General features: G+C 62.9%; 23 protein-coding genes. 13 read left to right on the top strand and 10 right to left on the bottom strand.

Annotated features, from left to right (window positions below; all coding sequences use genetic code 11):
• The first annotated feature begins 197 nt into the window (after window positions 1-197).
• From B9Z52_RS11035 to B9Z52_RS11015, 5 genes are read left to right on the top strand one after another with little or no spacing between them, the layout of a single operon-like run.
• A complete protein-coding gene (locus tag B9Z52_RS11035; protein ID WP_108413911.1) occupies window positions 198-1643 on the top strand; it encodes an aldehyde dehydrogenase family protein in 1446 nt (481 codons plus the stop codon).
• A 9-nt stretch (window positions 1644-1652) separates the two neighbouring features.
• A complete protein-coding gene (locus B9Z52_RS11030; protein ID WP_108413910.1) occupies window positions 1653-3395 on the top strand; it encodes a thiamine pyrophosphate-requiring protein in 1743 nt (580 codons plus the stop codon).
• A 31-nt stretch (window positions 3396-3426) separates the two neighbouring features.
• On the top strand, window positions 3427-4416 hold the full coding sequence (locus B9Z52_RS11025) for a tripartite tricarboxylate transporter substrate binding protein (protein ID WP_158270547.1): 990 nt from the start codon (window positions 3427-3429) through the stop codon (window positions 4414-4416).
• On the top strand, window positions 4413-5609 hold the full coding sequence (locus B9Z52_RS11020; protein ID WP_108413908.1) for an FAD-dependent monooxygenase: 1197 nt from the start codon (window positions 4413-4415) through the stop codon (window positions 5607-5609). The genes B9Z52_RS11025 and B9Z52_RS11020 overlap by 4 nt, the downstream gene beginning before the upstream one ends.
• A complete protein-coding gene (locus B9Z52_RS11015) occupies window positions 5606-7273 on the top strand; it encodes an FAD-dependent oxidoreductase (protein ID WP_108413907.1) in 1668 nt (555 codons plus the stop codon). The genes B9Z52_RS11020 and B9Z52_RS11015 overlap by 4 nt, the downstream gene beginning before the upstream one ends.
• 190 nt (window positions 7274-7463) lie before the next feature.
• On the opposite strand, the gene B9Z52_RS11010 is transcribed toward B9Z52_RS11015, so the two are convergent.
• A complete protein-coding gene (locus tag B9Z52_RS11010; RefSeq protein ID WP_108413906.1) occupies window positions 7464-8966 on the bottom strand; it encodes a M81 family metallopeptidase in 1503 nt (500 codons plus the stop codon).
• Between the two features lie 332 nt (window positions 8967-9298).
• Here B9Z52_RS11010 and B9Z52_RS11005 point away from each other — a divergent pair, with 332 nt between their 5' ends.
• A complete protein-coding gene (locus B9Z52_RS11005) occupies window positions 9299-10492 on the top strand; it encodes a C45 family peptidase (protein ID WP_158270546.1) in 1194 nt (397 codons plus the stop codon).
• 712 nt (window positions 10493-11204) lie between these two features.
• Here B9Z52_RS11005 and B9Z52_RS11000 read toward each other — a convergent pair.
• On the bottom strand, window positions 11205-11882 hold the full coding sequence (locus tag B9Z52_RS11000; RefSeq protein ID WP_108413904.1) for a transglutaminase family protein: 678 nt from the start codon (window positions 11880-11882) through the stop codon (window positions 11205-11207).
• A 98-nt stretch (window positions 11883-11980) separates the two neighbouring features.
• On the opposite strand from B9Z52_RS11000, the gene B9Z52_RS10995 reads away from it, so the two are divergent.
• Together B9Z52_RS10995 and cho are read left to right on the top strand one after the other, a co-directional pair.
• The gene (locus B9Z52_RS10995) at window positions 11981-12796 is read left to right on the top strand and encodes a 2-keto-4-pentenoate hydratase (RefSeq protein WP_108413903.1); all 816 of its coding nucleotides are present in this window, start codon (window positions 11981-11983) and stop codon (window positions 12794-12796) included.
• Between the two features lie 37 nt (window positions 12797-12833).
• Complete coding sequence (cho, locus tag B9Z52_RS10990) at window positions 12834-13703, top strand: excinuclease Cho (protein WP_108413902.1); 870 nt, start codon at window positions 12834-12836, stop codon at window positions 13701-13703.
• A 111-nt stretch (window positions 13704-13814) separates the two neighbouring features.
• Here the strand turns inward: cho and B9Z52_RS10985 are convergent, their stop codons facing one another.
• From B9Z52_RS10985 to B9Z52_RS10960, 6 genes are all read right to left on the bottom strand, one after another.
• Window positions 13815-14195 carry a cupin domain-containing protein gene (locus B9Z52_RS10985; RefSeq protein WP_233251929.1) on the bottom strand — a complete coding sequence of 127 codons (381 nt, stop codon included), beginning with the start codon at window positions 14193-14195 and terminating at the stop codon, window positions 13815-13817.
• A gap of 43 nt (window positions 14196-14238) precedes the next feature.
• On the bottom strand, window positions 14239-15222 hold the full coding sequence (locus B9Z52_RS10980) for an NADPH:quinone reductase (RefSeq protein WP_108413901.1): 984 nt from the start codon (window positions 15220-15222) through the stop codon (window positions 14239-14241).
• Window positions 15223-15379: 157 nt separating this feature from the next.
• Window positions 15380-15565 carry a hypothetical protein gene (locus tag B9Z52_RS18145; protein ID WP_233251928.1) on the bottom strand — a complete coding sequence of 62 codons (186 nt, stop codon included), beginning with the start codon at window positions 15563-15565 and terminating at the stop codon, window positions 15380-15382.
• A 303-nt stretch (window positions 15566-15868) separates the two neighbouring features.
• Window positions 15869-16396 (bottom strand): heme-binding protein, encoded by a 528-nt coding sequence (locus B9Z52_RS10970; RefSeq protein ID WP_158270545.1) that lies wholly within the window; start codon window positions 16394-16396, stop codon window positions 15869-15871.
• A 124-nt stretch (window positions 16397-16520) separates the two neighbouring features.
• The gene (locus B9Z52_RS10965; protein WP_108413899.1) at window positions 16521-16823 is read right to left on the bottom strand and encodes a type II toxin-antitoxin system RelE/ParE family toxin; all 303 of its coding nucleotides are present in this window, start codon (window positions 16821-16823) and stop codon (window positions 16521-16523) included.
• Window positions 16820-17266 (bottom strand): hypothetical protein, encoded by a 447-nt coding sequence (locus tag B9Z52_RS10960; RefSeq protein WP_108414093.1) that lies wholly within the window; start codon window positions 17264-17266, stop codon window positions 16820-16822. The genes B9Z52_RS10965 and B9Z52_RS10960 overlap by 4 nt, the downstream gene beginning before the upstream one ends.
• Before the next feature lie 120 nt (window positions 17267-17386).
• On the opposite strand from B9Z52_RS10960, the gene B9Z52_RS18220 reads away from it, so the two are divergent.
• A complete protein-coding gene (locus B9Z52_RS18220) occupies window positions 17387-17515 on the top strand; it encodes a hypothetical protein (RefSeq protein ID WP_255417817.1) in 129 nt (42 codons plus the stop codon).
• A gap of 9 nt (window positions 17516-17524) precedes the next feature.
• Window positions 17525-18658, top strand: a complete 1134-nt coding sequence (locus B9Z52_RS10955) for a Stealth CR1 domain-containing protein (RefSeq protein ID WP_233251927.1) — start codon at window positions 17525-17527, stop codon at window positions 18656-18658.
• Here B9Z52_RS10955 and B9Z52_RS10950 read toward each other — a convergent pair.
• Together B9Z52_RS10950 and B9Z52_RS10945 are read right to left on the bottom strand one after the other, a co-directional pair.
• Complete coding sequence (locus tag B9Z52_RS10950) at window positions 18582-18938, bottom strand: TIGR03643 family protein (protein WP_108413898.1); 357 nt, start codon at window positions 18936-18938, stop codon at window positions 18582-18584. The two genes, B9Z52_RS10955 and B9Z52_RS10950, sit on opposite strands and share 77 nt — an antisense overlap.
• A gap of 54 nt (window positions 18939-18992) precedes the next feature.
• Complete coding sequence (locus B9Z52_RS10945; protein ID WP_108413897.1) at window positions 18993-19901, bottom strand: LysR family transcriptional regulator; 909 nt, start codon at window positions 19899-19901, stop codon at window positions 18993-18995.
• Window positions 19902-19988: 87 nt separating this feature from the next.
• Between B9Z52_RS10945 and B9Z52_RS10940 the strand changes: the two genes are divergently transcribed.
• Genes B9Z52_RS10940 through B9Z52_RS10930 form a run of 3 tightly spaced genes read left to right on the top strand, consistent with a single transcriptional unit; the run spans window position 19989 to window position 22812 of the window.
• Entirely contained in the window at window positions 19989-20942 is a 954-nt protein-coding gene (locus B9Z52_RS10940) for a 3-hydroxyacyl-CoA dehydrogenase family protein (protein WP_108413896.1), read from the top strand.
• Window positions 20943-20977: 35 nt separating this feature from the next.
• Complete coding sequence (locus B9Z52_RS10935; RefSeq protein ID WP_108414092.1) at window positions 20978-21805, top strand: 3-keto-5-aminohexanoate cleavage protein; 828 nt, start codon at window positions 20978-20980, stop codon at window positions 21803-21805.
• A 29-nt stretch (window positions 21806-21834) separates the two neighbouring features.
• Window positions 21835-22812: a tripartite tricarboxylate transporter substrate binding protein gene (locus B9Z52_RS10930; protein WP_108413895.1), complete on the top strand. Its 978-nt coding sequence runs from the start codon at window positions 21835-21837 to the stop codon at window positions 22810-22812.
• Window positions 22813-22824 lie beyond the last annotated feature (12 nt).

Genomic DNA, 22824 nt, shown 5'->3' with positions numbered 1-22824 from the left:
CTGATTTGTCCAGTCATGTTCAGGGTTTGACCCAATAGGAGTCCAACACACGCACAGATAGCATTCGGTAGCTGATTTCGTTAGTATGCTAACCATATAGCAACACTCGGAATCGTGGACAACCCATGTCGAGATGCCCCGAACCTGCGACCCTCAGGTTGTGGTGGGCACCGGCAGCTCACCGCAAGGCCTTTCACGTGCACCTCGCAGAAAACTACATCCATGGCCAATGGGTCAAGGACCATGCCCCCGCTCAGCGCGGCGATTCGATCAACCCCGCCACAGGCGAAAAAGCCGCGCAATTTGTAGCGGCCAGCGTGCAAGAGGTGGACGCCGCCATCGCCTGTGCTCGCCATGCTTTTGAAACCACGACTTGGGCGCAGCAACCCAAGTTGCGCTCGGATGTGCTGCGTGTGTTTGCTGACCGGCTGGAGCACAACAAAGCCCAAGTGGTGCAGACCCTGGTGCAACTCAATGGCAAGTTGCAGCGCGAGGCCGAAGGCGAAGTCATGGCCAGCATTTCCGAGCTGCGCTATTACGCGGGCTTGGCGCGCAACCTGTTTGGCCGCGTCATCGAGATGGAGCCCGAGGTGTATTCGCACATCGAGCGTGAAGCCATTGGTGTGGCCGCCATCATCGTGCCTTGGAATGCGCCTGTGACTTTGCTGGTGCGCTCCTTGGCCCCGGCGCTGGCGGCAGGCTGCACCGTGGTCATCAAGGCTGCGCACCAGACCGCGCTGGTGCACACCCAAGTCATGGCCTGTTTGGTGGCCGACGAGCGCATTCCGGCCGGTGTCATCAACTCTTTCATCGAGCAAGACATTGTGGCCACGCAGCACCTGTGCGCGCACCCCGAGGTCGATGTCATCAGCTTCACCGGTTCGACCCATGTGGGCAAACAAATCGCCTTGTCCACCGCCAAGAACCTGACCCGCCTGTCGCTGGAGCTGGGGGGCAAAGCCCCGGCCATCGTGCGATCGGACGCCGACCTGAGCGCCGCTGTGCGCGGCATTGTGGGTGGCGCTTGTGTCATGGCCGGGCAAATGTGCACCGCCATCAGCCGGGTGCTGGTGCATGAATCGGTGTCAGCAGATTTTTCGGCGCAACTGGCCCAAGCTTTGGCGCAGGTCAAAGTGGGGCCGGGCGACCAGCCCAGCTCGGGCATGGGCCCGCTGATCGATCAGCGCAACCAAGCCCGTTTGCTGGAAGAAGTCAGGGCTGCCGCTCAAGACTGCCGCGTGCTGCTGGCAGGGCATGTGCCCGATGACACGCCCCGTGGCGGCGCGTTCATCACGCCATCGCTCGTGGCCACGCAAGACCTGAACAGCCATTTTGTGCAGGACGAAATCTTCGGCCCCTTGCTCACGCTGGAAACCTTTGCCACCGACACCGAAGCGGTCGATCGGGCCAACGCCACGCGTTACGGCCTGGCCGCATCGGTCTGGACCCCGGACCACCGCGCCGCCCGCAAGATCGCCCGGCACATCAAGTTTGGCAATGTGTGGGTCAACGCCCACAACCGCTTGTTTGCCGAGATCGAAACCGGGGGCTACCGCCAAAGCGGTTTTGGTCGTTTGCACGGCGTCGAAGGCCTGAACGACTTCATGGAAACCAAGCATGTGTTCATGCCCTGCAACGATTGACCCCCACCGATGACCGATTCGACCACACCTGCGACACCACACACCACCGCCCGGTATTTTCTGGAGGGCTTGCAAGAGACGGGCATCCGTTACCTCTTTTCCAATTTGGGCACCGACCATGTGACCCTGATCGACGAGATGGCGCGTTTGCAAGCCGAGGGCCAGGCCATGCCCGAGGTGGTGCTCTGCCCGCATGAAAACGTGGCCATCCACATGGCCGGGGGTTATGCGGCGGTGACCGGTCAAGGGCAGGGCGTCATGGTGCATGTGGATGCGGGCACCGCCAACGCGGCCATGGGCATGCACAACCTGATGCGGGCGCGTTTGCCGGTGCTGCTGATGGCCGGCAAAGCCCCATACGCTCTGCATGGCGAAGTGCCCGGTGCCCGCGACAACTATGTGCACTACGTGCAAGACCCCTTCGACATCGCCTCGCTGGTGCGCCCCTACGTCAAGTGGGACTACAACCTGCCATCGGGCGTGGTGGCCAAAGAGGTGGTGCGGCGCGCCCACAGCGTCATGCACACCGAGCCTGCCGGTCCGGTCTACATGACGCTGCCCCGCGAAACCCTGGCCGAGACATGGCCACGTGAGCAGGTCAAGTCGTATTCCGCCGCCCGCTTTGGCGCGGTGCGCATGGGGGCCTTGCCTGCGGAGGCGACGCTGCAGATCGCCCGCGAGTTGATGGCCGCCGACAACCCGCTGGTCATCACCTCCTATTTGGGCCGCAAGCCCGAGGCGGTGCAGGCCCTGGAGGCGCTGGCCGAGCTGTGCGGCATCCGTGTGGTGGAGTTCAGTCCGAGCTGGTTGTGCATCTCGCGCGAATCGCCGTGCTTCTTTGGCTTTGACCCCACGCCGCTTTTGCCTGAGACCGATTGGGGCTTGCTGCTCGACATCGACGTGCCTTGGCTGCCGCACCAAACCCGCCCCCGCGAAGACACCCGCTGGGTGCACATCGACGTGGACCCGATCAAGAAAGACTTTCCGGCCTGGGGCTTTGCCAGCGATGTGCGCTGGCCCGCCGATTGTGCGCAGGCCCTGCGCGACCTGCACCAAGCCGTCACGGACTTGGCCGACGAGGCCTTTCACCAACGCGTGGCCGAGCGCATGGCCCGCTGGCCCGCACAGCGCCAGCAGCGCTTAGCGCGTGTGGCCGCCGCTGCACAAAACCCGGGCACTGAAGACGCCCTGAACCCGGCTTGGGTGTGTGCCCAGATTGGCCTGCAGTTGCGCCCCGACGACGTGGTCATCAACGAAGCCATCCGCAATTCGCCCGCAGTCTTGCAGCAAATTCCGCGCTCCCGCCCCATGAGTTTCCTCGGGGGCGCTGGCGGTGGCTTGGGTTACAGCGGCGGCATGGCGCTGGGCGTCAAGCTGACCCGGCCCAATGACCGCGTGGTGCACATCGAAGGCGATGGCGGTTTCCATTTCTCCACGCCCACGTCGGTGTATGCCGTGGCGCAAGCCCAAGGTCTGCCCATCCTCACGGTGGTGCTGGACAACGGCGGCTGGCAAGCTGTCAAGGAAGCGGTGTTGCGCGTGCACCCGGATGGGCCCGCAGCCCAGACCGGGGAATTTCAAGCCCGCCTGAAAGGCGAGCAGCGCCAGTTTGAACAAGTGGCCCAGGCCTTTGGTGCACACGGCGAGCGGGTCGCCCGACCTGAAGACTTGCCTGGCGCCATCACCCGTTGCCTGCAGGCACTGGATGAAGGCCGAGCCGCCTTGCTGGTGGCCTCGGTGGCCAAGATTTGAGGGTTCATTTTTCCCATGGAGGAGACAAAGCATGAAGACGAATAAATTTTTGGCAACACGGCGTCATTGGCTGGCCTGTGCGGCCTTGACCGGCCTGGCATTGACTCCGGCCTGGAGCGGCGCGCAATCGGCTTGGCCCAGCAAGCCGGTGCGCATTGTGGTGCCCTATGCGCCCGGTGGTGCCAATGACATTTTGGCGCGTGTGGTCGCCGAAAAACTGGCCCCAGCTTTGGGGCAGCCCGTGCTGATCGAGAACCGCGCCGGTGCCGGTGCGGCCGTGGGCACCGAGCATGTGGCCCGAGCCACGCCAGACGGTCACACCCTGCTGATGGCGGCCAGTGGACCGATCGCTTTCAATCCCGCCTTGGTGGCCAAGCTGTCTTACAACCCTTTGACCGATTTGGCCCCGATTTCATTGGTAGGTTCCTTCCCCATGATCTTGGCGGTGAACGACAGTTTCCCCGCTAAAAATTTGGCCGAGTTGGTGGCTTATTCCAAAGCACACGCCGACAAGACCAATTACTCGCACCCCTCGGCTTCCTTCCAGTTGGTGATGGAGTTGGTGAAGGCCAAAACCGGTTTGAAAGCATTGAATGTGCCTTACCAAGGCAGTGCCCCGTCCATCAACGCCGTGCTGACTCAGGAAGTTCAGATGACCTTGATCGATTCAGGCCCGATCGCCGCCTTGATCAAATCGGGCAAGCTGCGCGCCTTGGCCGTCACATCCGAGCAGCGCCTGGCCAGCTACCCGCAAGTGCCCACGCTCAAAGAGCAGGGCGTGGATCTTGCGGTCAACTTCTGGAGCGGCTTGCTGGCGCCAGCGGGCACGCCAGCGCCCATCATCAAGCGTTTGCAAGAAGAGATGGCCCGCATCATGGCCCTGCCGGATGTGGCCGAACGCATGGCCAAGCTGGACATCCGTCCCGTGGGCGGCAGCAGTGCCGACTTTGCCAAAACCATTGCCACCGAAATCCCTCTGTGGACCCAGGTGGCCAAAGACAACAACATCAAAGCGCAATGACGGCACCGAAACGCATCGCCATTGCCGGGGCGGGCATTGCCGGTTTGACCACGGCGCTGGCTTTGCTGCAACAGGGCTTCCAGGTCGATGTGTTCGAGCAAGCCTCGCAACTGGGCGAGTTGGGTGCGGGTTTGCAAATTTCGCCCAACGGTTCGCGCGTCTTGCTGGCGCTGGGTCTGGGCGAGGCTTTGCAAGCCTGTGTCAGCCCAGCCCGGGGCAAAGAAATCCGCATGTGGAACACCGGCCAGCGCTGGAAGCTGTTCGATTTGGGCGACGATTGCCTGGCCCGCTTTGGTGCCCCTTATTGGATGGTGCACCGGGGCGATTTGCACCGGGTGTTGCTGGACGCCTTTGAGGCGCGATCAGACCGGCCCGTGCGCCTGAACGCCCGGGTGGTCCAAGCCCGCAGCACCGACGCGGGGGTGTCTTTTGAGTTGAACGACGGCTCACAGCACAGCGCTGCAGCTTTGCTGGCCGCCGATGGGGTGCACTCGGTGCTGCGTGAACAGTTGTTGGGCGAAGACAAGGCGCAATTCACCGGCTTGCTGGCTTGGCGCGGTCTGGTGCCTGTTGAGCGCGTGTCTGAACACCTGCGAGCGCAGGTCGGCACCAATTGGGTCGGGCCAGGGGCGCACGTCATCACCTACCCGGTGCGCGGTGGGGCTTTGATGAACGTGGTGGGCATCATCGAGCGCGAAGGCTGGCGCAGCGAGTCCTGGACCGAGCCGGGCACGCACGCCGAGCTGCTGCAAGACTTTGGCCACTGGCATGCCGATGTGTGTGAGTTGATGTCGGCCATCGAGCAACCCTTCAAATGGGCTTTGCTGGGCCGTGCCCCACAAACCGGCTGGGCGCAGGGCAATATCTGCCTGCTCGGCGACGCCGCGCACCCCACCTTGCCGTTTTTGGCACAGGGGGCCAACATGGCGCTCGAAGACGCCGCCGTCATGGCGCGCTGCCTGGCCTTGGATGAGCCGACCGAACATGCCTTGGCTCGATTTGAAAAACTGCGTTGGCAGCGCACGGCCGACATCGTCAACCGTTCGCGCGACAACGCCCAGCGCTTTCACAACCCCCTGCTGTCGGACCCCGCCAAAGCGGTGGACTACGTCAGCAGCGAATGGGAACCCGAAAAAGTGCGCCGCCGCTATGACTGGCTGTTTGAATACGACCCCTTGAAAGTACCGCTATGAGTGTGAACGCCCCAGTGTTGGTGGTGGGCGCAGGCCCCGTGGGCATGACCTTGGCCCTGTGCCTGGCGCGTCGCGGCATCGCCTGCACCTTGGTCGAGATGCGGCCGGCCGATGCGCTGCCCGACGTCAAATGCAACCACATCTCGGCCCGCAGCATGGAGCTGTTTCGTGCCTTGGGCGTGTCCCAAGACCTGCGTGCTGCTGGCCTGCCCGACGATTACCCGCACGACGTGTCGTACCGCACCAGCGCCGTGGGGCAAGAAATTGCCCGCATCCACATACCCGGGCGCAGCACCCGCCTGACGGACCACAGCGGCCCCGACGGCGATTGGCCCACGCCCGAGCCACCGCACCGCATCAACCAGCGCTACATCGAGCCCATCTTGGCCGCGCATGTGGCCCGGCAAGCCTTGATCACCACGCTGTACCGGCACCAGGTGCTGGACTTTGAACAAACCGACGGCCAAGTGACGGTGCGCATTCAAAACCTGGACACGCCCGATGCGCCGCCGCTGCAACTGCAAGCGGCCTATCTTGTGGGTTGCGACGGTGGCCGCTCGGCGGTGCGCAAAGCCATTGGCGCCAAACTGGTGGGCGACGAGGTGGTGCAACGCGTGCAAAGCACCTGCATCCGCGCGCCTGGCCTGCTGGCGCGCCTGCAGGCCCCAGCCGCATGGGCCATGTTCACCGTCAACCCCCGGCGCAGCGGCAACATCTACGCCATCGACGGTCAAGAAGTCTGGCTCATCCACAACTACCTGCGCGACCACGAAACCGACTTTGACGCGGTGGACCGCGATTGGGCCATCCGCACCATCCTCGGCGTGGGCGAGGATTTTGAATACGAACAGATGAGCCGCGAAGACTGGATTGGCCGGCGCTTGGTCAGCGACAAGTTGCGCGAAGGCCGCGTCTTTTTGGCCGGTGATGCCGCGCACCTCTGGGTGCCTTATGCCGGTTACGGCATGAACGCGGGCCTGGCCGATGCGGCCAACCTGGCTTGGCACCTGTCGGCGCAAATCGAGGGCTGGGCAGCACCCGAAGCCTTGTCGGCCTACGAAAAAGAACGCCACCCGATCACCGAGCAGGTCTCACGCTTTGCCATGAACCACGCACACGCCATGAGCCAGCGCCGACGTGAGATTCCGCTGAACTTAGAAGAAGACAGCCCCGAGGGCCAAGCCGCCCGTGAGGCCTTTGGCCAAAACTTGTACGACCTGAACGTGCAGCAATACTGCTGCGCGGGCCTGAACTTTGGTTACTACTACGACCAGTCACCCGTCATGGTGTACGACGGCGACCAAGCGCCCGAGTACAGCATGGGCAGCTTCACCGCATCCACCGTGCCCGGCTGCCGTGCGCCGCATTTCTGGCTGGGTGAAGGTCAATCGGTCTACGACGCGCTGGGGCCTGCCTACACCTTGCTGTGCCTGAAGCCAGGGTTTGACGATGCGCTGCAGGCCCTGCAAGCCGCGGCCGAACGCCAAGGCATGCCGCTGCGGGTGCTCGATGTGTCGGGCGTGCAAGACCTGCCACCCGAATACCAACACCCCTTGCTCATGGTGCGCGCCGACGCCCACACGGTGTGGCGTGGGCATGGGCTGGACGACAGCTCGGCCCAGGCCTTGGTGGCCACCCTGTGCGGCCGCAACGCCATGGCTTGAGCGCAAGTCCTTGTGTCTACCGGTATTTGTAGGAGCCCACCCTGTGGGCGATGCCCGCAGGCCCACCACCTTCATTTGTAGGAGCCCACCCCGTGGGCGATGCCCGGTGGACCTCTACCTTCATTTGTAGGAGCCCACCCCGTGGGCGATGGCCGCAGGCCCACCCACCGAATCGCCTGCTGTCGGATTTTCAGTGGCCAGCCCTTGACCAAGCCACCCCTGCATCCAGCGGGTAAATCGGCCGACGCAGTTTTTTGAACTGCAGCTCGCTGTAGTCCGATGTGCAGGCCCCGGCCCCGGCGCATTCCACCGTGGCACCGGCAAGATGCCCCAGGCCAGCACGCCAGTGCACCCGGCTTTTGAGCACCACAAAACTCTTTTGTGTCGGGTCGATGCCCAAGCACAGCAGGGCGTTCACGTCAAAGGGCTCCACATGCCGCGAGATCAGCGCCACCTCCACATCGCCCGTGTCGATCACCACCGCCTGGCCCATGTTCTGCCGGGCACCTTGGCTCATGGGGCCTTTGTTGCGGTATTGGCCGTTCGAGATCAGCTTGACCACGCCGTTCAATTCAACAGGTTCGCTGCGGTGCGGCATGAGCGGCATGGCCATCTTGCCGCCGACTTGCAATCGCACCCGCGCCCCGATGCCTGCGGCCATGGCCTCTTGCACCGCCTGCGGGTCAAAAATCGCAAACACCGCCACGTTGCGCAAGCCTTGGCGCAGCACCTCGGCCAGCACGGCGGTGGTGTCCATGGTGCCGCCTGAGGCCGCGTTGTCGTAATGGTCGAGCAGCATGACCGGAAACTCGGTCAGCATTTTGGCGCGGGCTACCGACGCGGCCAGTGGCTCCAGCTCGTACACCCATTGAGCACGGCTGTCCCAGGCCATTTGCATCAGCTCGTCGCGCAGGCGCTGAGCCAGTGCGGGGTCGTTGTCGGTCACCACCACCACCGACATGCCGGCGTTTTCGATGTCGGCATGCGGAAAACCGGTGAACACGCTGGCGCACAAAGCGCCTTCGGCCTCCATTTGCCGGGCACGCGCCTGGATGGAGCGGTTGGGCTCGTCCAGCGAGCTTTGCCGCATGATGTGCGGGATCATGGGCAAGCGCCCCCAAGCCGTGGTGGGCTTGGCCTGCCCCTGGAGCAGCTTGATCAAGGCCGAGCCTGCCCGCACCCCGGTGCCGTACATGTCCACATGCGGGTAGGTCTGGTAGCCCGCCACGGTTTGCGCCAGCTCGACCATGTCGGCGTACACGTTGGCGTGCATGTCGTAGGCCACGCCGATGGGGGTGTTGGGATCGATGGCGCGGATGCGGCGCAGCAACTCACCTTCGCCGTCTTCGTGGCTTTCGCTCACCATCGCACCGTGCAGGTCCAGCAAAATGCCGTCAAAACCGCCCCGCGCCACGGCCTGCAATATCGCCTGGCTCATGGCCTCGTAGGCCTCGTCAAACACCAGCCCGCTGGGCGCGGCGTGCGCACCCAGGGCCAGCTCGAACTCTGCGCCCGCTTGCTCGGCCAAATCAATGAACGCCCCAGTGGCCGTGCCCGTGCCGCGAAACGCCGCAATGGCCGCGTCGCCTCGCGGGGGCGCTTCACCCGGGCCCAGCGCAAAGCGCTGCAGGTCGGTGGGCACCGGCGAGAAGGTGTTGGTCTCGTGCATCATCATCGCGATCAGCAAACGCATGGCAGGCTCTCCAGTTCAACAGCATTTGATGATGAACCCGTCGGCCTGCAGCCCACAGTCACCGAGGTGCCAGCGCGAAGGCGAATGTCCGTGTGTCCAGGTTGACGTGTTCGGTCGTCGGCAGGAGACTCGGTCTTGAACCGATGCCAAGGCAGCTCACCCTGTCGGCGATGGAATTGGACACCCCCTCAAAAACCTGCCGCTGGTCTGATTTTGTAGGAGCACACCCTGTGGGCGATGGGCGTGTACCTGTCTCAAAACCATCGCCCACGGGGTGGGCTCCTACAAGCCACGCTTCATTCGCAGTTCAAGCCATTTCTGGAGACCTTCCCATGTTCCCTTGCATCGACACGCTGAGCTCGGCTTCGGCCCACGAACGCGGCCAAATTTATGGCCAGCAGGCCAAGGACCGCATCCAGCACAGCGTCATCACCTATGCCCGATTGTTTGCCGCCTGTGGCATCGACTGGGCCAGCGCTTGCGAGCGCGCCATGCGCTTTGAGCAGGTGATTGCACAGGTCGATGCGGATCTGATGGCCGAGCTGCGCGGCATGGCCCAAGGCAGTGGCCAGAGCCTGGGCAGCTTGATGGCGCTGAACTGCCGCACCGAAATCTTGCCGTCCACGTTTTTCACGGACACGCCTCAATTGGCCCATGCCGCCCTGGCCGCCAACCGTGCAGCAGGCCTGCCCGACTGGTTGGCCGATGCGCCCTGGGACGACGCTTTGAAGGATGGCGAGTGCACCGCCATGGGCGTGACGGCGGCTGCCAGCCAGACAGGCCAAGCCTGGCTGGCGCAAAACTGGGACTGGATGGGCCGCCAGCGCCAAGCGCTGGTGGTGCTGCACTCCCAAGGCCCCAGCGGCCAAAGCATCACCACCCTGACCGAGGCCGGCATGCTGGCCAAGATCGGCATCAACCAATCGGGCTTTGCGCTGGGCCTGAACATCTTGCGCTCCAACCGCGACGGCACGCGCCTGGGCGTGCCGGTGCATGTGCTGCTGCGGCATTTGCTGGACTGCCGCTCAGTGGCGCACGCCCGCGAGCGTTTGCAGGCCCTGCAAACCGATTTGGGGCTGGGCTTTGGCGCGGCCTCCAACGTGCCCTGCGCCGACGCCGAGGGTCAGGTCGCCTGCTTTGAGGTCTCGCCTGCTGGCTGGGCCGAGGTCACGCCCACCGATGGCGTGGTGGTGCACACCAACCATTTTGTGTGCGAATCGCTGCTGGCTGAGCAAGCCCCCATGGGCCCGGGTTTGTCGAGCCACAACCGCCTGAGCACTGCAGGCCAACACGCTTTGAAAACCCCCATCGGTCGGGCTGATCTGGAGTGCTTCCTGCGCGACGAGTCCGACGGCTTTTTGTCCATCTGCCGCAGCCCCGACCCCAGCGTGCCACCCGAAAGCCGCGTCGAAAGCGTGGCGGGCATCGTCATGCAAACCCAGCCTCCGGCCATGTGGGTGGCTTGCGATGTGCCCAGCCGCGTGGCCTTTGAATCGGTGCCGCTGGCCAAGCCCGTGCAGCTTTGAAACAGGCCAGGCGAAACGTCGTTTTGCAGGAACTCACCTCATGGGCGATGCTCGGCGCAGGTGCTTGACGTGAAATCGCCCACAGGGGTGGGCTCCTACAGGGAGACGCCGGTTTTTTGTAGGAGCCCACCCCGTGGGCGATGGCCAGCGAAGGTGCTTGACGTGAAATCGCCCACAGGGGTGACGCGTAAAGGCAGACGCTGGTTTTTGTAGGAGCCCACCCCGTGGGCGATGGCCACCGCAGGTGCTTGACGTGAAATCGCCCACAGGGGTGACGCGTAAAGGCAGATGCTGGTTTTTGTAGGAGCCCACCCCGTGGGCGATGGCCAGCGAAGGTGCTTGACGTGAAATCGCCCACAGGGGTGACGCGTAAAGGCAGATGCTGGTTTTTGTAGGAGCCCACCCCGTGGGCGATGGCCAGCGAAGGTGCTTGACGTGAAATCGCCCACAGGGGTGACGCGTAAAGGCAGATGCTGGTTTTTGTAGGAGCCCACCCCGTGGGCGATGGCCAGCGAAGGTGCTTGACGTGAAATCGCCCACAGGGGTGACGCGTAAAGGCAGATGCTGGTTTTTGTAGGAGCCCACCCCGTGGGCGATGGTTTGCGGTCTCAGGCCCCCAAATGCCGCACGGCGTCTGACACCCGCATGCCCAGCTGCAGGCCATGCCCCAGAGCCAGCGCAATCGAGTCCAGCACAACCAGTGCGTGTTGCTTTACCGCGTTTCTCGCGCCACATCCTGCTCAAAGCTGGCCTGGCTCAAGGGGGCTTTTTCGGCCATCCAGCCGATGTAGACGGTTTGAAAATCGGCCACGATTTGCGCCAGCGGCATGTCGTCAAAGGTGCCGCGCTGGTTCACGTATTCCATGTGCCGGTTGCCTGCCTTGTCAAACGGGTGGTAGATCGAATCGTTTCGCCCATCAAACTCCAGCGGCAACAGGCCAAACTTGTCGCACAGCTCGATGTTGAAGGCCGGCGTGGCCTTGACCCATTGACCGTCCAGCCAGATGTCGGCATAGCCGTGCCAGATGAACACATCGGTCTGCATGGTTTGGCGCAAGCGCTCGGTGCTCAGGTGGTTGCGCACATCGGCATAACCCAGCCGGGCATGCAGGCCGGCGGCGCGGCAAGCCGCCGCCATCAAGGCTGCTTTGGGCACACACCAGCCCGAGCCCTGGGCAATGACTGAGCTGGCGCGCATGCCCTGGGGCGACAGGTCGATGCGGTACGGGTCGTAACGAAACTGGTCGCGCACCGCCAGATACAGCGCCGCAGCGCGTTCGCGGTCGTTGGCACCTTGCGCATGCTGGCGCGCCAAGGCGATCACATCGGGGTGGTCGCTGTCGATCAGGGTGGTGGCTGCCAAGGTGGCTGCCGAGGGCTGGGTGTTCATGGCTTTCACTGTAGCGCGGGCGGCAGCCCGGATGTGTCACGCTGGCTATAGTGCGCCAATTCATTCTGTATTTCGCTCACTGCCCAAGGATGCCCCGTATGACCCCCGAACAACTCTTGCAACACCACGACCAAGCCCTTTTGTGGGGCCAGGCCCCCGGTGTGGTGGGCGGCCCCGACACCGCAGCGGCCTACCAACAAGCCCTGGCCGTGCGCCAGTTGCGCCAGCAGCGCGGCGAAGTGCCCAAGGGCTACAAAATTGGTTTTACCAACCGCACGCTGTGGCAGCGCTACGAGGTGTTTGGCCCCATGTGGGGCACGGTCTGGGACACGGGTCTGGGCTTTGCCGAGCCCGCCGCATCGGGACCGGCCGAGGGCAGCATCGACCTGACCCCCACTTGCCAGCCCCGGCTGGAGCCTGAAATCGTCTTCGGCATGAAGGCCACGCCCCCAGCCAACGCCAGCCTGCAGCAATTGTTTGAAGCCATCGACTGGATCGCCCCCGGTTTTGAGGTTGTGCAGTCGCACTGCCTGGACTGGAAGTTCACCGCCACCGACACCATGGCCGACAGCGGCTTGCACGCCCGCCTGCTGGTGGGCCAGCGCCTGCCTGTTGAGCAACTGGCCGCCGATGCGCAGGCTTTGCACACCCTGCTGGCGCAGGCCCAGGTCACGCTGTTCAAGAACGGCCAGGCGGTGGAGCAGGGCAGTGGCACCAACGTGCTCGACAGCCCGCTCAACGCCTTGCACCACTTTTTGAAAGAACTGCGCCAATGCCCCGGCGCGGTGGACCTGCACGCGGGCGACGTGGTCACCACCGGCACCTGGACCGACGCCTGGCCCCTGCAAGCGGGTGAAAGCTGGCGGGCCGAGTTTTCTGCGCCATTGGGCAGCTTGAGCGCACAGATGTATTGAACCCCGGGCACCCGCCCAGTTTTGCACACCACCCACCATGCCTTTGCCCCGCCGCCGCCGAGACGACTTTGAAGAAAGTCGTGTCTACGAATACCCCCAGCACCTGCGTGAAGCCATCGAAGACGCGCCCACGGGCGCTGGCGTCTACACCTTCCACGGCCAAGAGGGGGACTTGCCGCTGTACATTGGCAAGAGCATCAACATCCGCGCTCGCCTGCTGTCGCACCTGCGCACGCCCGACGAGGCCCGCATGCTGCGCCAGACCCAACGCATCAGCCACATCCGCACGGCGGGGGAAATCGGCGCTTTGCTTTTAGAGGCGCAAATGATCAAGGCCCAACACCCGCTGTTCAATCAAAAACTGCGACGCAACAAACAGCTGTGCAGCCTGCGCGTGAGCGACGGGGTACCCGAGGTGGTGTATGCCAAAGACATCGACTTTGCAGCGCAGCCCGATTTGTACGGCTTGTTTGCCAGCCGCCATGCTGCACTCGATGCGCTGCGTGCCATCGCTGACCAAAACAAGCTGTGCTACGGACCGCTGGGTCTGGAAAAACTGCCCCCTGGCAAAGCCTGTTTCAGGGCGGCCATCCGCCAATGCGCCGGTGTGTGTCGGGGCGATGAAAGCCCACAGGCGCACCGCGAGCGCCTGTTCACCAGCCTGCTGGCGTTGCGGGTGGAGTGCTGGCCCTATCCGGGCGCGGTGGGCTTGGTCGAGTGCGACGCCGAGCTGACGCAAATCCATGTCGTCAAGCACTGGTGTTACCTGGGCAGCGCCCCCAAGCTTGAGGCGGCCCGTCAGCTCAGCCAATTGGCAAGTCAGGTGGCCGAGGGCTTTGATGCCGACGGCTACAAGATCCTGTGCAAGCCCTTGCTCACCGGGCGGGTGGAGATCGTGGACTTGTAGAAGGCGCGCTTGCACCAGACTGACTCGGCCAGGCCAGCGGGCTGCGGCAGAAGATGGCCACGCGATGGTTTGCGAATCAACCCGTGCATAGAACAAGCTGCCAAATGGTCTTCAGCCCTGAGCACCCTCCGTAACCGTCTCAAAGTGACCGGGCAGCACGATTTCGATCAACTCCAGATCTTCTGAATGGGCGATTTCGCGGTGGCGTATGCCGGGCGGTTGGTGCACGCAGGTGCCCGCTTCGAGTCGATGCTGGCCGTGGCCTTCGTATTCAAAAATGGCCCAACCTTGGAGCACATACACCACTTGCAATGACACCTTGTGGTGGTGCCATTCGCCCGTGGCTTGGGTGCCCTCGCGTGCCCGGATGACGTGCATGACGGCCATGCCTTGTGTGGCTTGTTGAATGCCCAGGTCGCGGTACTCAAAGTACTTGCGCAAGCCATCGTATTTGAATGCGCCATCTTTGGCGTGCTGGATGCTGAATGCCACGTCAATTCCTTTTGGTTGGAGGCGGATGGTGGATGCCGTCAGCTCAAGATGCCAGATCAATCACCACATTGCCAATCAGGCGGCCTTGCTCGACCGCCTCGTGGGCCAGGACAATGTCTTGAAGCTTGAATGTCGCGGCAATGGTGTGCTGCAAGGCATTGGCTTGCAGCAGGCCCGTCAGTTTGTCCAAGCACGCAGAGCGGTCTTGTGGGCTCAGGTCGTAGACCAAAAAGAACTTGAGCGTGATCGAGCTGTACAGCAGGGCACGAAAGGGAATCGGCACTTCCCCTGCGTTGTTGGATCCGTAGCAGACCACGGTGCCGTGGCTTTTCAAGGCACCCGTGCTCAGCAGCGCACTGGTGCCAGAAAAATCCATGTCGATGATCACATCGACGCCACGTCCTTGGGTGATGGCCTGGATGCGCTCGGCCACCGATTCGGTCTTGTAAAAAATCACATGCTGGCAACCTGCCGCGCGCGCGTGGGCCGCTTTGGCGTCAGAGCCAACCGTGCCAATCACCTTTGCGCCTTGCTGCGTGAGCAGTTGCGCAATGTAATGCCCAACGGCTGAAGACGCGCCGGTGACGAGCACCGTTTGCCCCTTCACGTCGCCAGCCAGGTGCACGGCCTGGACGGCCGTCAGGGCCGGAATGCCCAGGCAGGCTGCGGCCTCGTCGCCAATGTGTTCGGGCAAGGCCACGGCTTGTTGCTGGGGCAAGGCGATGTATTCGCAGGCGGTACCCAGGGGGCGTTGCCACTGACCATTCCAGACCCACACGCGCTCACCGATGCGGCTGGATGGGACGCCTTCGCCCACCGCCTCAATCACGCCTGCGCCATCGCTGTGCGGGATGATGATGGGGTCGGTGACCGGGCGCGCGGTGCGGGATTTGACGTCCGAGGGGTTGACCCCTGAGGTGTGAAGCTTGACAAGCACCTCACCCGCAGCGGGTTTGGGCGTGACTTGTTCTCCGAGGCAAAGCACGTCGCGTGCGCTGCCGTTTTGGCTGTACCAGGCTGCTTGCATGGGCTGTTCTCGTTCAGTGGGATAAAAGCTGTGATGCCTGCATGGCGCAGGGCACGGCGGGGTGGATGCTGGAGTGGAAAAAGGACATGCAGCCAGTATTGGGCAAGCCCTTGAGCTGGGCTGTCACCCAGTCGACCAGGCCAGGACAAGGCGGCGTTCAGTTTTTCAAACGTCGGCTTTTCCGGCTTTTTTCAAAAAAATCATGAGGTTTGGTTTGAACCCATTTGATAAAGCGCGCCATTTCCGTCTGCGCTTTCAAGGCGTTCACGCTCGGGTAATGCCGGGCCAGTTCGGTCGCGGTCAAAAGCGCATGGATCTGACGGTGGCAGATGCGGTGCAACACCACGGTCTCTGTCCCGCCGTGGGATTTCGGCACCAAGTGGTGCGCGTCTTGCTGGCGCGCAGGAATGGGGCGCTCGCAAAGCGGGCAGACCGCGTCGCCGCCGCTGGGGGCGGGCAGGGCGTCCAGTCGGGCTTGAATTTGTTTTTTCCGTATGCGCCCCGTCACAACGCTGACCTCTCATTGACCATGTCACAAGACTACAGCAATCTGCGCGCAGTGTGCACCGCTTTCTTGGCTGCGGGTCAATGGGCTGGGCACCTGTGGCTTTCGGCTCACCCTTCGTATCGATGGCGCACAGGGCGGTCAGGGGGCCAAGTCGATCAAGATTTCATTGCGCCGGTTCCAAGGCAGCGTGAAAGGGTCGTCGTAGCGGGCGATTTGGGCTGTGGGGCTCAGCTTGAGTTGGCGCGCCTGCGCCCAAGCCTTCAGCCGCTCGGTTTGCTCTTGAATGCTGGCCTGCGTGGTGAAGCCGCTGAAGCGCACCGCCACCGTCTCGTGCTCGGGCACGGGGCGCAACTCGATTTGCGGGTTGAGCGGCTGGGGCAGGGTCTGCACGCTCTCGGCGGATGGCATCACAAAATGCACACGCCAGCCCTCGGACTCGGGCATGACGGTGACGGGCGCGGTCATCGAAATTTTGCGCTGCGCGCCCAGCCCGGCTTGCAAGTTGTCGCCAAAAATGTAAGACGCGATGCGCCGAAAGCCGCTGCGGCTGGCCGCGTCAAAGTCCCCCTGGATTTGCGTTTGCGCCACCGTGAAGGCGGCGTAGCGGCGCACCTCAAAAGGCGGGTCTGAAACGAGCACGGTGTAACGCGGTTCTTCAACGGCCATGGCGACTCCACAAAAAAGGAACAGAACAGAAAAAAACCAGCGCATATAAGCTCGCTTGCAAACGGGGGGTGAGGGTATTTAAGCAAATGAAGGGGCCGGGCGTCGGTCCGCTGGCACACGCACTTCATGGGATTTGTTGCGCTGCGTGTTTCACTCTCAAAATTTCGACGGTTCGGGTCTCTGACAGCACGCGGTAAAACACGATGTCGTTCGGGTGCACCACCAGCTCGCGCAACCATTTTGGCAAACCCGGCCGACCCTGTCGGCCAAGCTGTGGGTGCTGTGCCAGCATTCCCGTCTTGTCGCGCAATTCTTGGCCAAAGCTGTGGGCTCGCGTGGGGTTGTCCTTGCCGATGTAGCGCACGATGGCGCGCAAGTCTTCGCTGGCCATCGGACGCCATTCGACGCGAAAAAGTGGCTGCGTCATGCGCGCTTGTTCTGAGTCAAGGCATCCAGCTCGGCGGCCATGTCGGCCATGACTTCATCATGGGCAATGCTCGGTCGCGGGTCATCCAGCGATGCTTGAATTTCGCTGGCCAGCCACTGGTTATAGGCGGCCGCTTCGTGTGCGCCGCGCATGGCCTTGGCCCTGCCTCGGTTGCCCGCAGTCGGTTCTTTGTCCGCCGGGTCGTAGTCGGTCGCGTCGAACTGGCCTACGGTGATGCCAATTTCACGCAACACATTGAACGCCGTCAAAGGGTTGCCAAAGCGGCGCGGCTCGGTGCTGCGGGCCTTTGACAGCAGAGCACCAGAGCCGCTGCGGGTGTCGATCTGAACCAGGAACACCCCGCCTTGCCCTTTCAAGATCACACCCGACACACCGCCGGCGTCGTTTGCAGCACGCAGCTGCTCCAGGGTGATGCTTTGCATGATGGGCTCCTTGTTCATTGCGCTTGAAAACAAGGTTGATTGTTCAGCTATTCAAGGATGCGTGCAATCGTCCGGAGGCTTGTTGAATCCCGTGACAGACAAGCCAAGCTGGAGTCATCGATGAACTTCCACGCCAAGGCCTTGCTGGGCTTTGTCGCTTTTCACGCCATCGTCACGGGCGATGGACCCGATCAACCCGCGCCATGGCCACTGCAGGGGTATTGCCCAGCCCCTTGGCCCCACTGCTAGACTCGCTCAGTGCCCCAAAAACAAGACCACCAAGCCCCTGATTCGCCCATCGACATCGTTTATCTGTGGGTTGACGGGAACGATTCGAATTGGCGCGCCAAGCGCCAGGCCGCATTGCGGCAGCTGCCCCACGACTCCAGCGCCGCGATGGCCCGCTACAGCAATGTGGAGGGCCGTTTTCGCGACAACCACGAGCTGCGTTACAGCTTGCGGGCCTTGGAAAAGTTTTTCCCCGATCACGGCCATGTGTACATCGTCACCGATGCCCAGGCCCCAGATTGGCTGCGCTCTTCGGATCGCCTGACGCTGGTGGACCACCGCGATTTGATGCCCGAGGCCTCGCTGCCTACTTTTGATTCGGGCCACATCGAGTCGTGGATTCACCACATCCCCGGTTTGTCTGAACGCTATTTTTATTTGAACGACGACGTGTTTTTTGGCGCGCCGGTGCGCCTGGATGACTGGTTCCATCCCGGTGGCTTTCATGTCACCTGGTCGGACGACCCGGAAGTCACCGACGAAGCCATGCGCACGGACGCCACCTCGCTGGAAAACGCTTGCCGCCTGTCCATCCAGTGGCTGAGCGACAAGGCCCGATCGGGTAAAGCCGCTTGGCGTGCGCAAGACCCGCTGTACCAAAACACCTTCCGCACCTTTGCGCATTCGCCCCGGCCCATGCTCAAGTCCATCTTGCTGGAGTTGGAGGACACGGCCCCCGAGTTGTTTGCTGCCGTGCGGTCCACCGTGTTTCGCAGTTGGGACAAGCCCACCATCGTCTCGGACTTTGTGCTGCGCTGGGCTTTGGCGCACGGCATGGCCAGCATCCGGCCTTATCGCCACCGGTATGTCTCGACGGGCGAGGCCGATCAAGACGCGCAACTGCAAGCGCTGGTGGCCGAATTTGGTGCGCTTGAATTTTTCTGCATCAACGACACCACCGACGATGCAAAGACCAACGACCCGCGTTTGCAGAACGTGCTCACGGTCTTGGAGTCGATCTTGCCCATCCCTTCAGCGTTTGAAAAACCTGCCGCCTTGCCGTCCAGCCTGTCGCGCTCAGAGGGCCTCAGCGCAGAGATTCACGCGTCAGAGGCGATGGCGGCAAAGGAAACGTCTCCTGCGCTTCGCTCAAAGCTTGCTTGAGCAGGGCGCCTGAACCCACGCTGTATTGGGCGTGGTGATCGCGCTGGGCCTTGATTTGCCGGGTCTGGTGTTTGGCTGTGCGGCCTCGAACCCGCATGCGCCAAACCCGAAATGAGCGCGTTTTGAGTGCCGTGCGCATCAATTCAATCACCGCTGGCTCGCTCAGACCAAACTGCGCGGCAATGGCCTCAAACGGCGTGTCGTCCTGCCAAGCCATGGCGATGATGGTGGACACATCGGCCTGTGCCAAGGCATCTGCTGGGGCTTGTTCTGAGGTCATGGGGTCTTGGTTTGAAACAATGGATTCTGAACCTGTGGGACGGACGGTGCGACTTCAAGGCAACAAGGCCGTGGTTTCTTGCCGCAGCATGCGCACCATCTCTTGCGCAGCCGGTGACAGGCTGCGGTGGCGTCGGGTGACCACGCCCAAGGGCCGCTGGATGTCTGGGCCCGTCAGGCGGCGGGTGACCACACCGCCCTGCTGCACAAAGGCGGCGGCCAGCTCGGGCAGGGCCGCCACGCCCAGGCCTGCCCTGACCATGGCGTGGATGGTGGCGATGTGCTCGACCTCGTAGCGTGGCTGAAAGGCGATGCGGTGCTCAATGAAGGCCGCATTGGCGTACTGGCGCACGCTGGCGGGCAGCGGCATCGAGATGTGGGTCAGCTCGGCCACCTGCAGCCAGTTCAAGGGGGTCTTGCCCTTGGCCAGGCGGTGGTTCAGGGGGATCAGCAAGACAAAGCCATCGGCCGACAGCGGCGTGTAGTCCAGGTCCGCATAGTCGGGGTTGGCCGCTGTCAAGGCAAAGTCCACCGTGCCCGCGCGCACCAGGTCAAAAGCGGGGCCGGACAAGGTGTCGTGTAACTGCAGCGCAATGTCTGGGTGTTGTTCGGCATAGCGGGCCATCACGCGGGGCACCACCGTGGCCGCCAACGAGGGCAGGGCCGCCAGGCTCACTTTGCCCGATTGGATTTGCGTGATGTGCTGCACGCGCTGCACGGCCTCATGGGTCTGGGCGTTGAGCAAGCGGGCTTGCTCCACAAACACCAGGCCTGCGGCCGTCAGGTGCACGCTGCGTGTGGTGCGGTCAAACAGGCGTGTGCCCAGGGCTTCTTCCAGGCGGGCGACCACGCCCGAGACCGCCGATTGCGACAAATGGACTTGCGCAGCCGTGCGCCTGAAACTGCCGGTTTCGGCCAGCACCAGAAAGATGTCCAGATCGCGGGGTGTCCAATTGATATGCATAACAGATCAGTTTATAGAAAAAAACGGCTGGACGAAGCAATGCACGCTTCCTAGACTCGCCTCATTCTTTTGACATCGTCAGGACCCATGATTTCTTCACACCCTTCACAATCGCGCAGCGTGGTCGTCGGCGGCGGCACCATGGGCATGGACGTGGCCATCGTGCTGGCCCGTGGTGGCAGCCAGGTCACCGTGATCGAACCCGATGCCGCCAAGCGCCAAGCACTGGCCGCGCATGTGCGCCACAACCTGGAGCCTTTGGGCATGGCGCATCGCACCGAGCGCGTGCAAGCCGTGGCCGACCTGGGCGATGTGAGCTGGCCCGGTGTGAGTGTGCTGATCGAGTGCATCCCGGAAAAACTGCCGCTCAAACAGGCCCTGTTTGCGCAACTGGCGCAGATGGCTGCACCCGAAACGCTGCTGTGCAGCAACAGCTCCAGCTTTCCGATCAGCGCCATCGCCGAGGGCTTGCCCACGGCCGAGCGCATGTTGGGCCTGCACTTTTTCATGCCCGCGCATTTGGTGCCTTTGGTGGAGGTGGTGTTGGGCCCCCAGTCCGACCTGCAGCAAGCCGAGCAACTGTGCGACTTCATGCGCGGCTGTGGCAGCGTGCCGGTGCTGGTGCGCAAGGACAAGCCCGGCTTTTTGGCCAACCGCATGCAGCATGCGCTGGCGCGCGAGGCCTTTGCCCTGATCGACGAAGGCGTGGCCTCGCCCGAAGACGTGGACGCGGCCGTGCGCTTTGGCTTTGGCTTTCGCTTCTTGGCCGCAGGTCCGGTCATGCAGCGCGACCATGCCGGTCTGGAAGTGCACACGGCGGCGGCGGCCAGCATGTACCCCAGCTTGGCGGTCAATGCCGAGCCTGCCCGCGTGTTGCAAGAGCGTGTGGCCCGGGGCGACTTGGGCATGAAGACCGGTCAGGGCTTTTTCAGCTGGACGCCCGAGACCCAAAAGGCCGAGCGCGAGCGCTACGACCGCTTGCTGCGCCAAGGGCTGGATTTGCTGGCCTCAGAGCTGCCGCCTCTTAATCCTCACGATTGATTCCCTCCAAATTGATTTTCAAACAAGGCAAACCCATGGCTGTTTTTTCTCATCCCCTGTTGATCACCGTCGCGCCCAACGGCGCCTACAAGCAGCGCCCTGACCACCCAGCCCTGCCCATCACCACCACCGAGCTGGGCCAAACCGCCAAGCTGTGCCTGGATGCCGGTGCGGCCATGATCCACATGCACATCCGCGACGCCGAAGGCCGCCACAGCCTGGACGTGCAGGGCTACCGCGATGCGCAGCAAGCGGTCAAGTCGGCGGTGGGCAACGAGCTCATCATCCAAATCACCAGCGAAGCCGCGCGTGTGTACAAAGCGCCCGAGCAAATCGCCATGGTCACCGCGCTCAAGCCCGAAGCCGTGTCGGTGGGCCTGCGCGAAGTGGACCAGCCCGAGATCGGCGAAGCCGGACTCGCCCAGTTTTTTGGCTGGTTGGCCAAAGAGCGCGTCATGACCCAGGTCATCGTGTACGACGTGGTCGACCTGCAGCGCTGGCAAGCCCTGCGCGCACAAGGCGTGATCCCCGATGCGCCTTGGTCGCTCTTGTTTGTGCTGGGCCGTTACTCGGTGGGCCAGACCTCCGAGGCCAAAGACCTCTTGCCCTTCGTCATGGCCCACACCGGTGCCGAGCCTTGGTCCATGTGCGCTTTTGGCGCGGGCGAACACGCTTGCGCCACCACCGCGGTGGCCCTGGGCGGCCATGCGCGGGTGGGTTTTGAAAACAACCTCTTGCTCAACAACGGGCAAGTCGCGCCCGACAACGCCGCACTGGTGCGTCAGATCGCCGATTCGGCCCGCGTGCTGGGCCGCAGCCTCTACACTGCCGAGCAAGCGCGTGAAGCGTTTTTGGCCGCTTGAGCCTTTCACATTCCACCAGGAGACACACCATGAAACGCAGCACCTTCGTTGCCACAATGTCCGCAGCATTGCTCTGCGTGGCTTTGCCCGCACTGGCCCAAGACAACTACCCCAGCAAAACCATCCGCTTTGTGGTGCCTTACCCACCGGGCGGCCCCACCGACCTGATGGCACGCATGCTGCAAAGTGAGTTGACCACCCGCCTGGGCGTCACGGTGATCGTGGACAACAAAGGCGGCGCGGGCGGCAACCTGGGCAGTGCCGAAGTGGCCAAGCAAGCCCCAGCCGACGGCTACACCTTGCTGCTGGCGGCCAGTGGCCCTATGGCGGTCAACCCCACGCTGTACCGCAGCATGCCTTTTGTGCCCATGACCGACCTGGCCCCGGTGATCCAGATTTCGTCATTCCCCTTGGTGCTCGAAGTGCACCCCAGCGTGCCGGTCAACAACGTCAAGGAGCTGGTGGCTTTGGCGCAAAAGCCTGACAGCAAACTCGCCTTTGCGTCGGCAGGCAATGGCACGCCTCAGCATTTGGCGGGTGAAATTTTCAACACCCAGGTCAACACCAACATCTCGCACATCCCTTACCGCGGCGCGGGCCCTGCGCTCAACGACTTGATCGGTGGTCAGGTGCAGGTGATGTTTGACATCTTGGGCAGTTCTTTGCCCCACATCCAAGGCGGCAAGCTCAAGCCGCTGGCCGTGACCTCGGCCAAGCGCCACCCCTCACTGCCCAATGTGCCGACCATGATGGAAGCGGGCATTGCCGGTTATGAAATCACCGGCTGGCACGGCATTGCGGTGCGTGCAGGAACACCTGCGCCCATCATCAACAAACTCAACACCACCTTGAACGCCATCTTCAGCGAGCCGGAATTCAAGAAAAAATGGGAAGCCATCGGCACGCCTGTGGTGGGCGGCACGGCGGCTCAGTTTGGCGAGTTGATCCGCAAAGAGTCCATCCGCTTGGGCCAAGTCGTCAAGAAAGCGGGCGTCACGCTGGACTGATCGGCGTATGCT

The sequence above is a fragment of the Limnohabitans sp. Jir72 genome, from assembly GCF_003063575.1.
Lineage (GTDB): Bacteria > Pseudomonadota > Gammaproteobacteria > Burkholderiales > Burkholderiaceae_C > Limnohabitans_A.
This window is presented reverse-complemented; position numbering and strand designations above follow the sequence as displayed.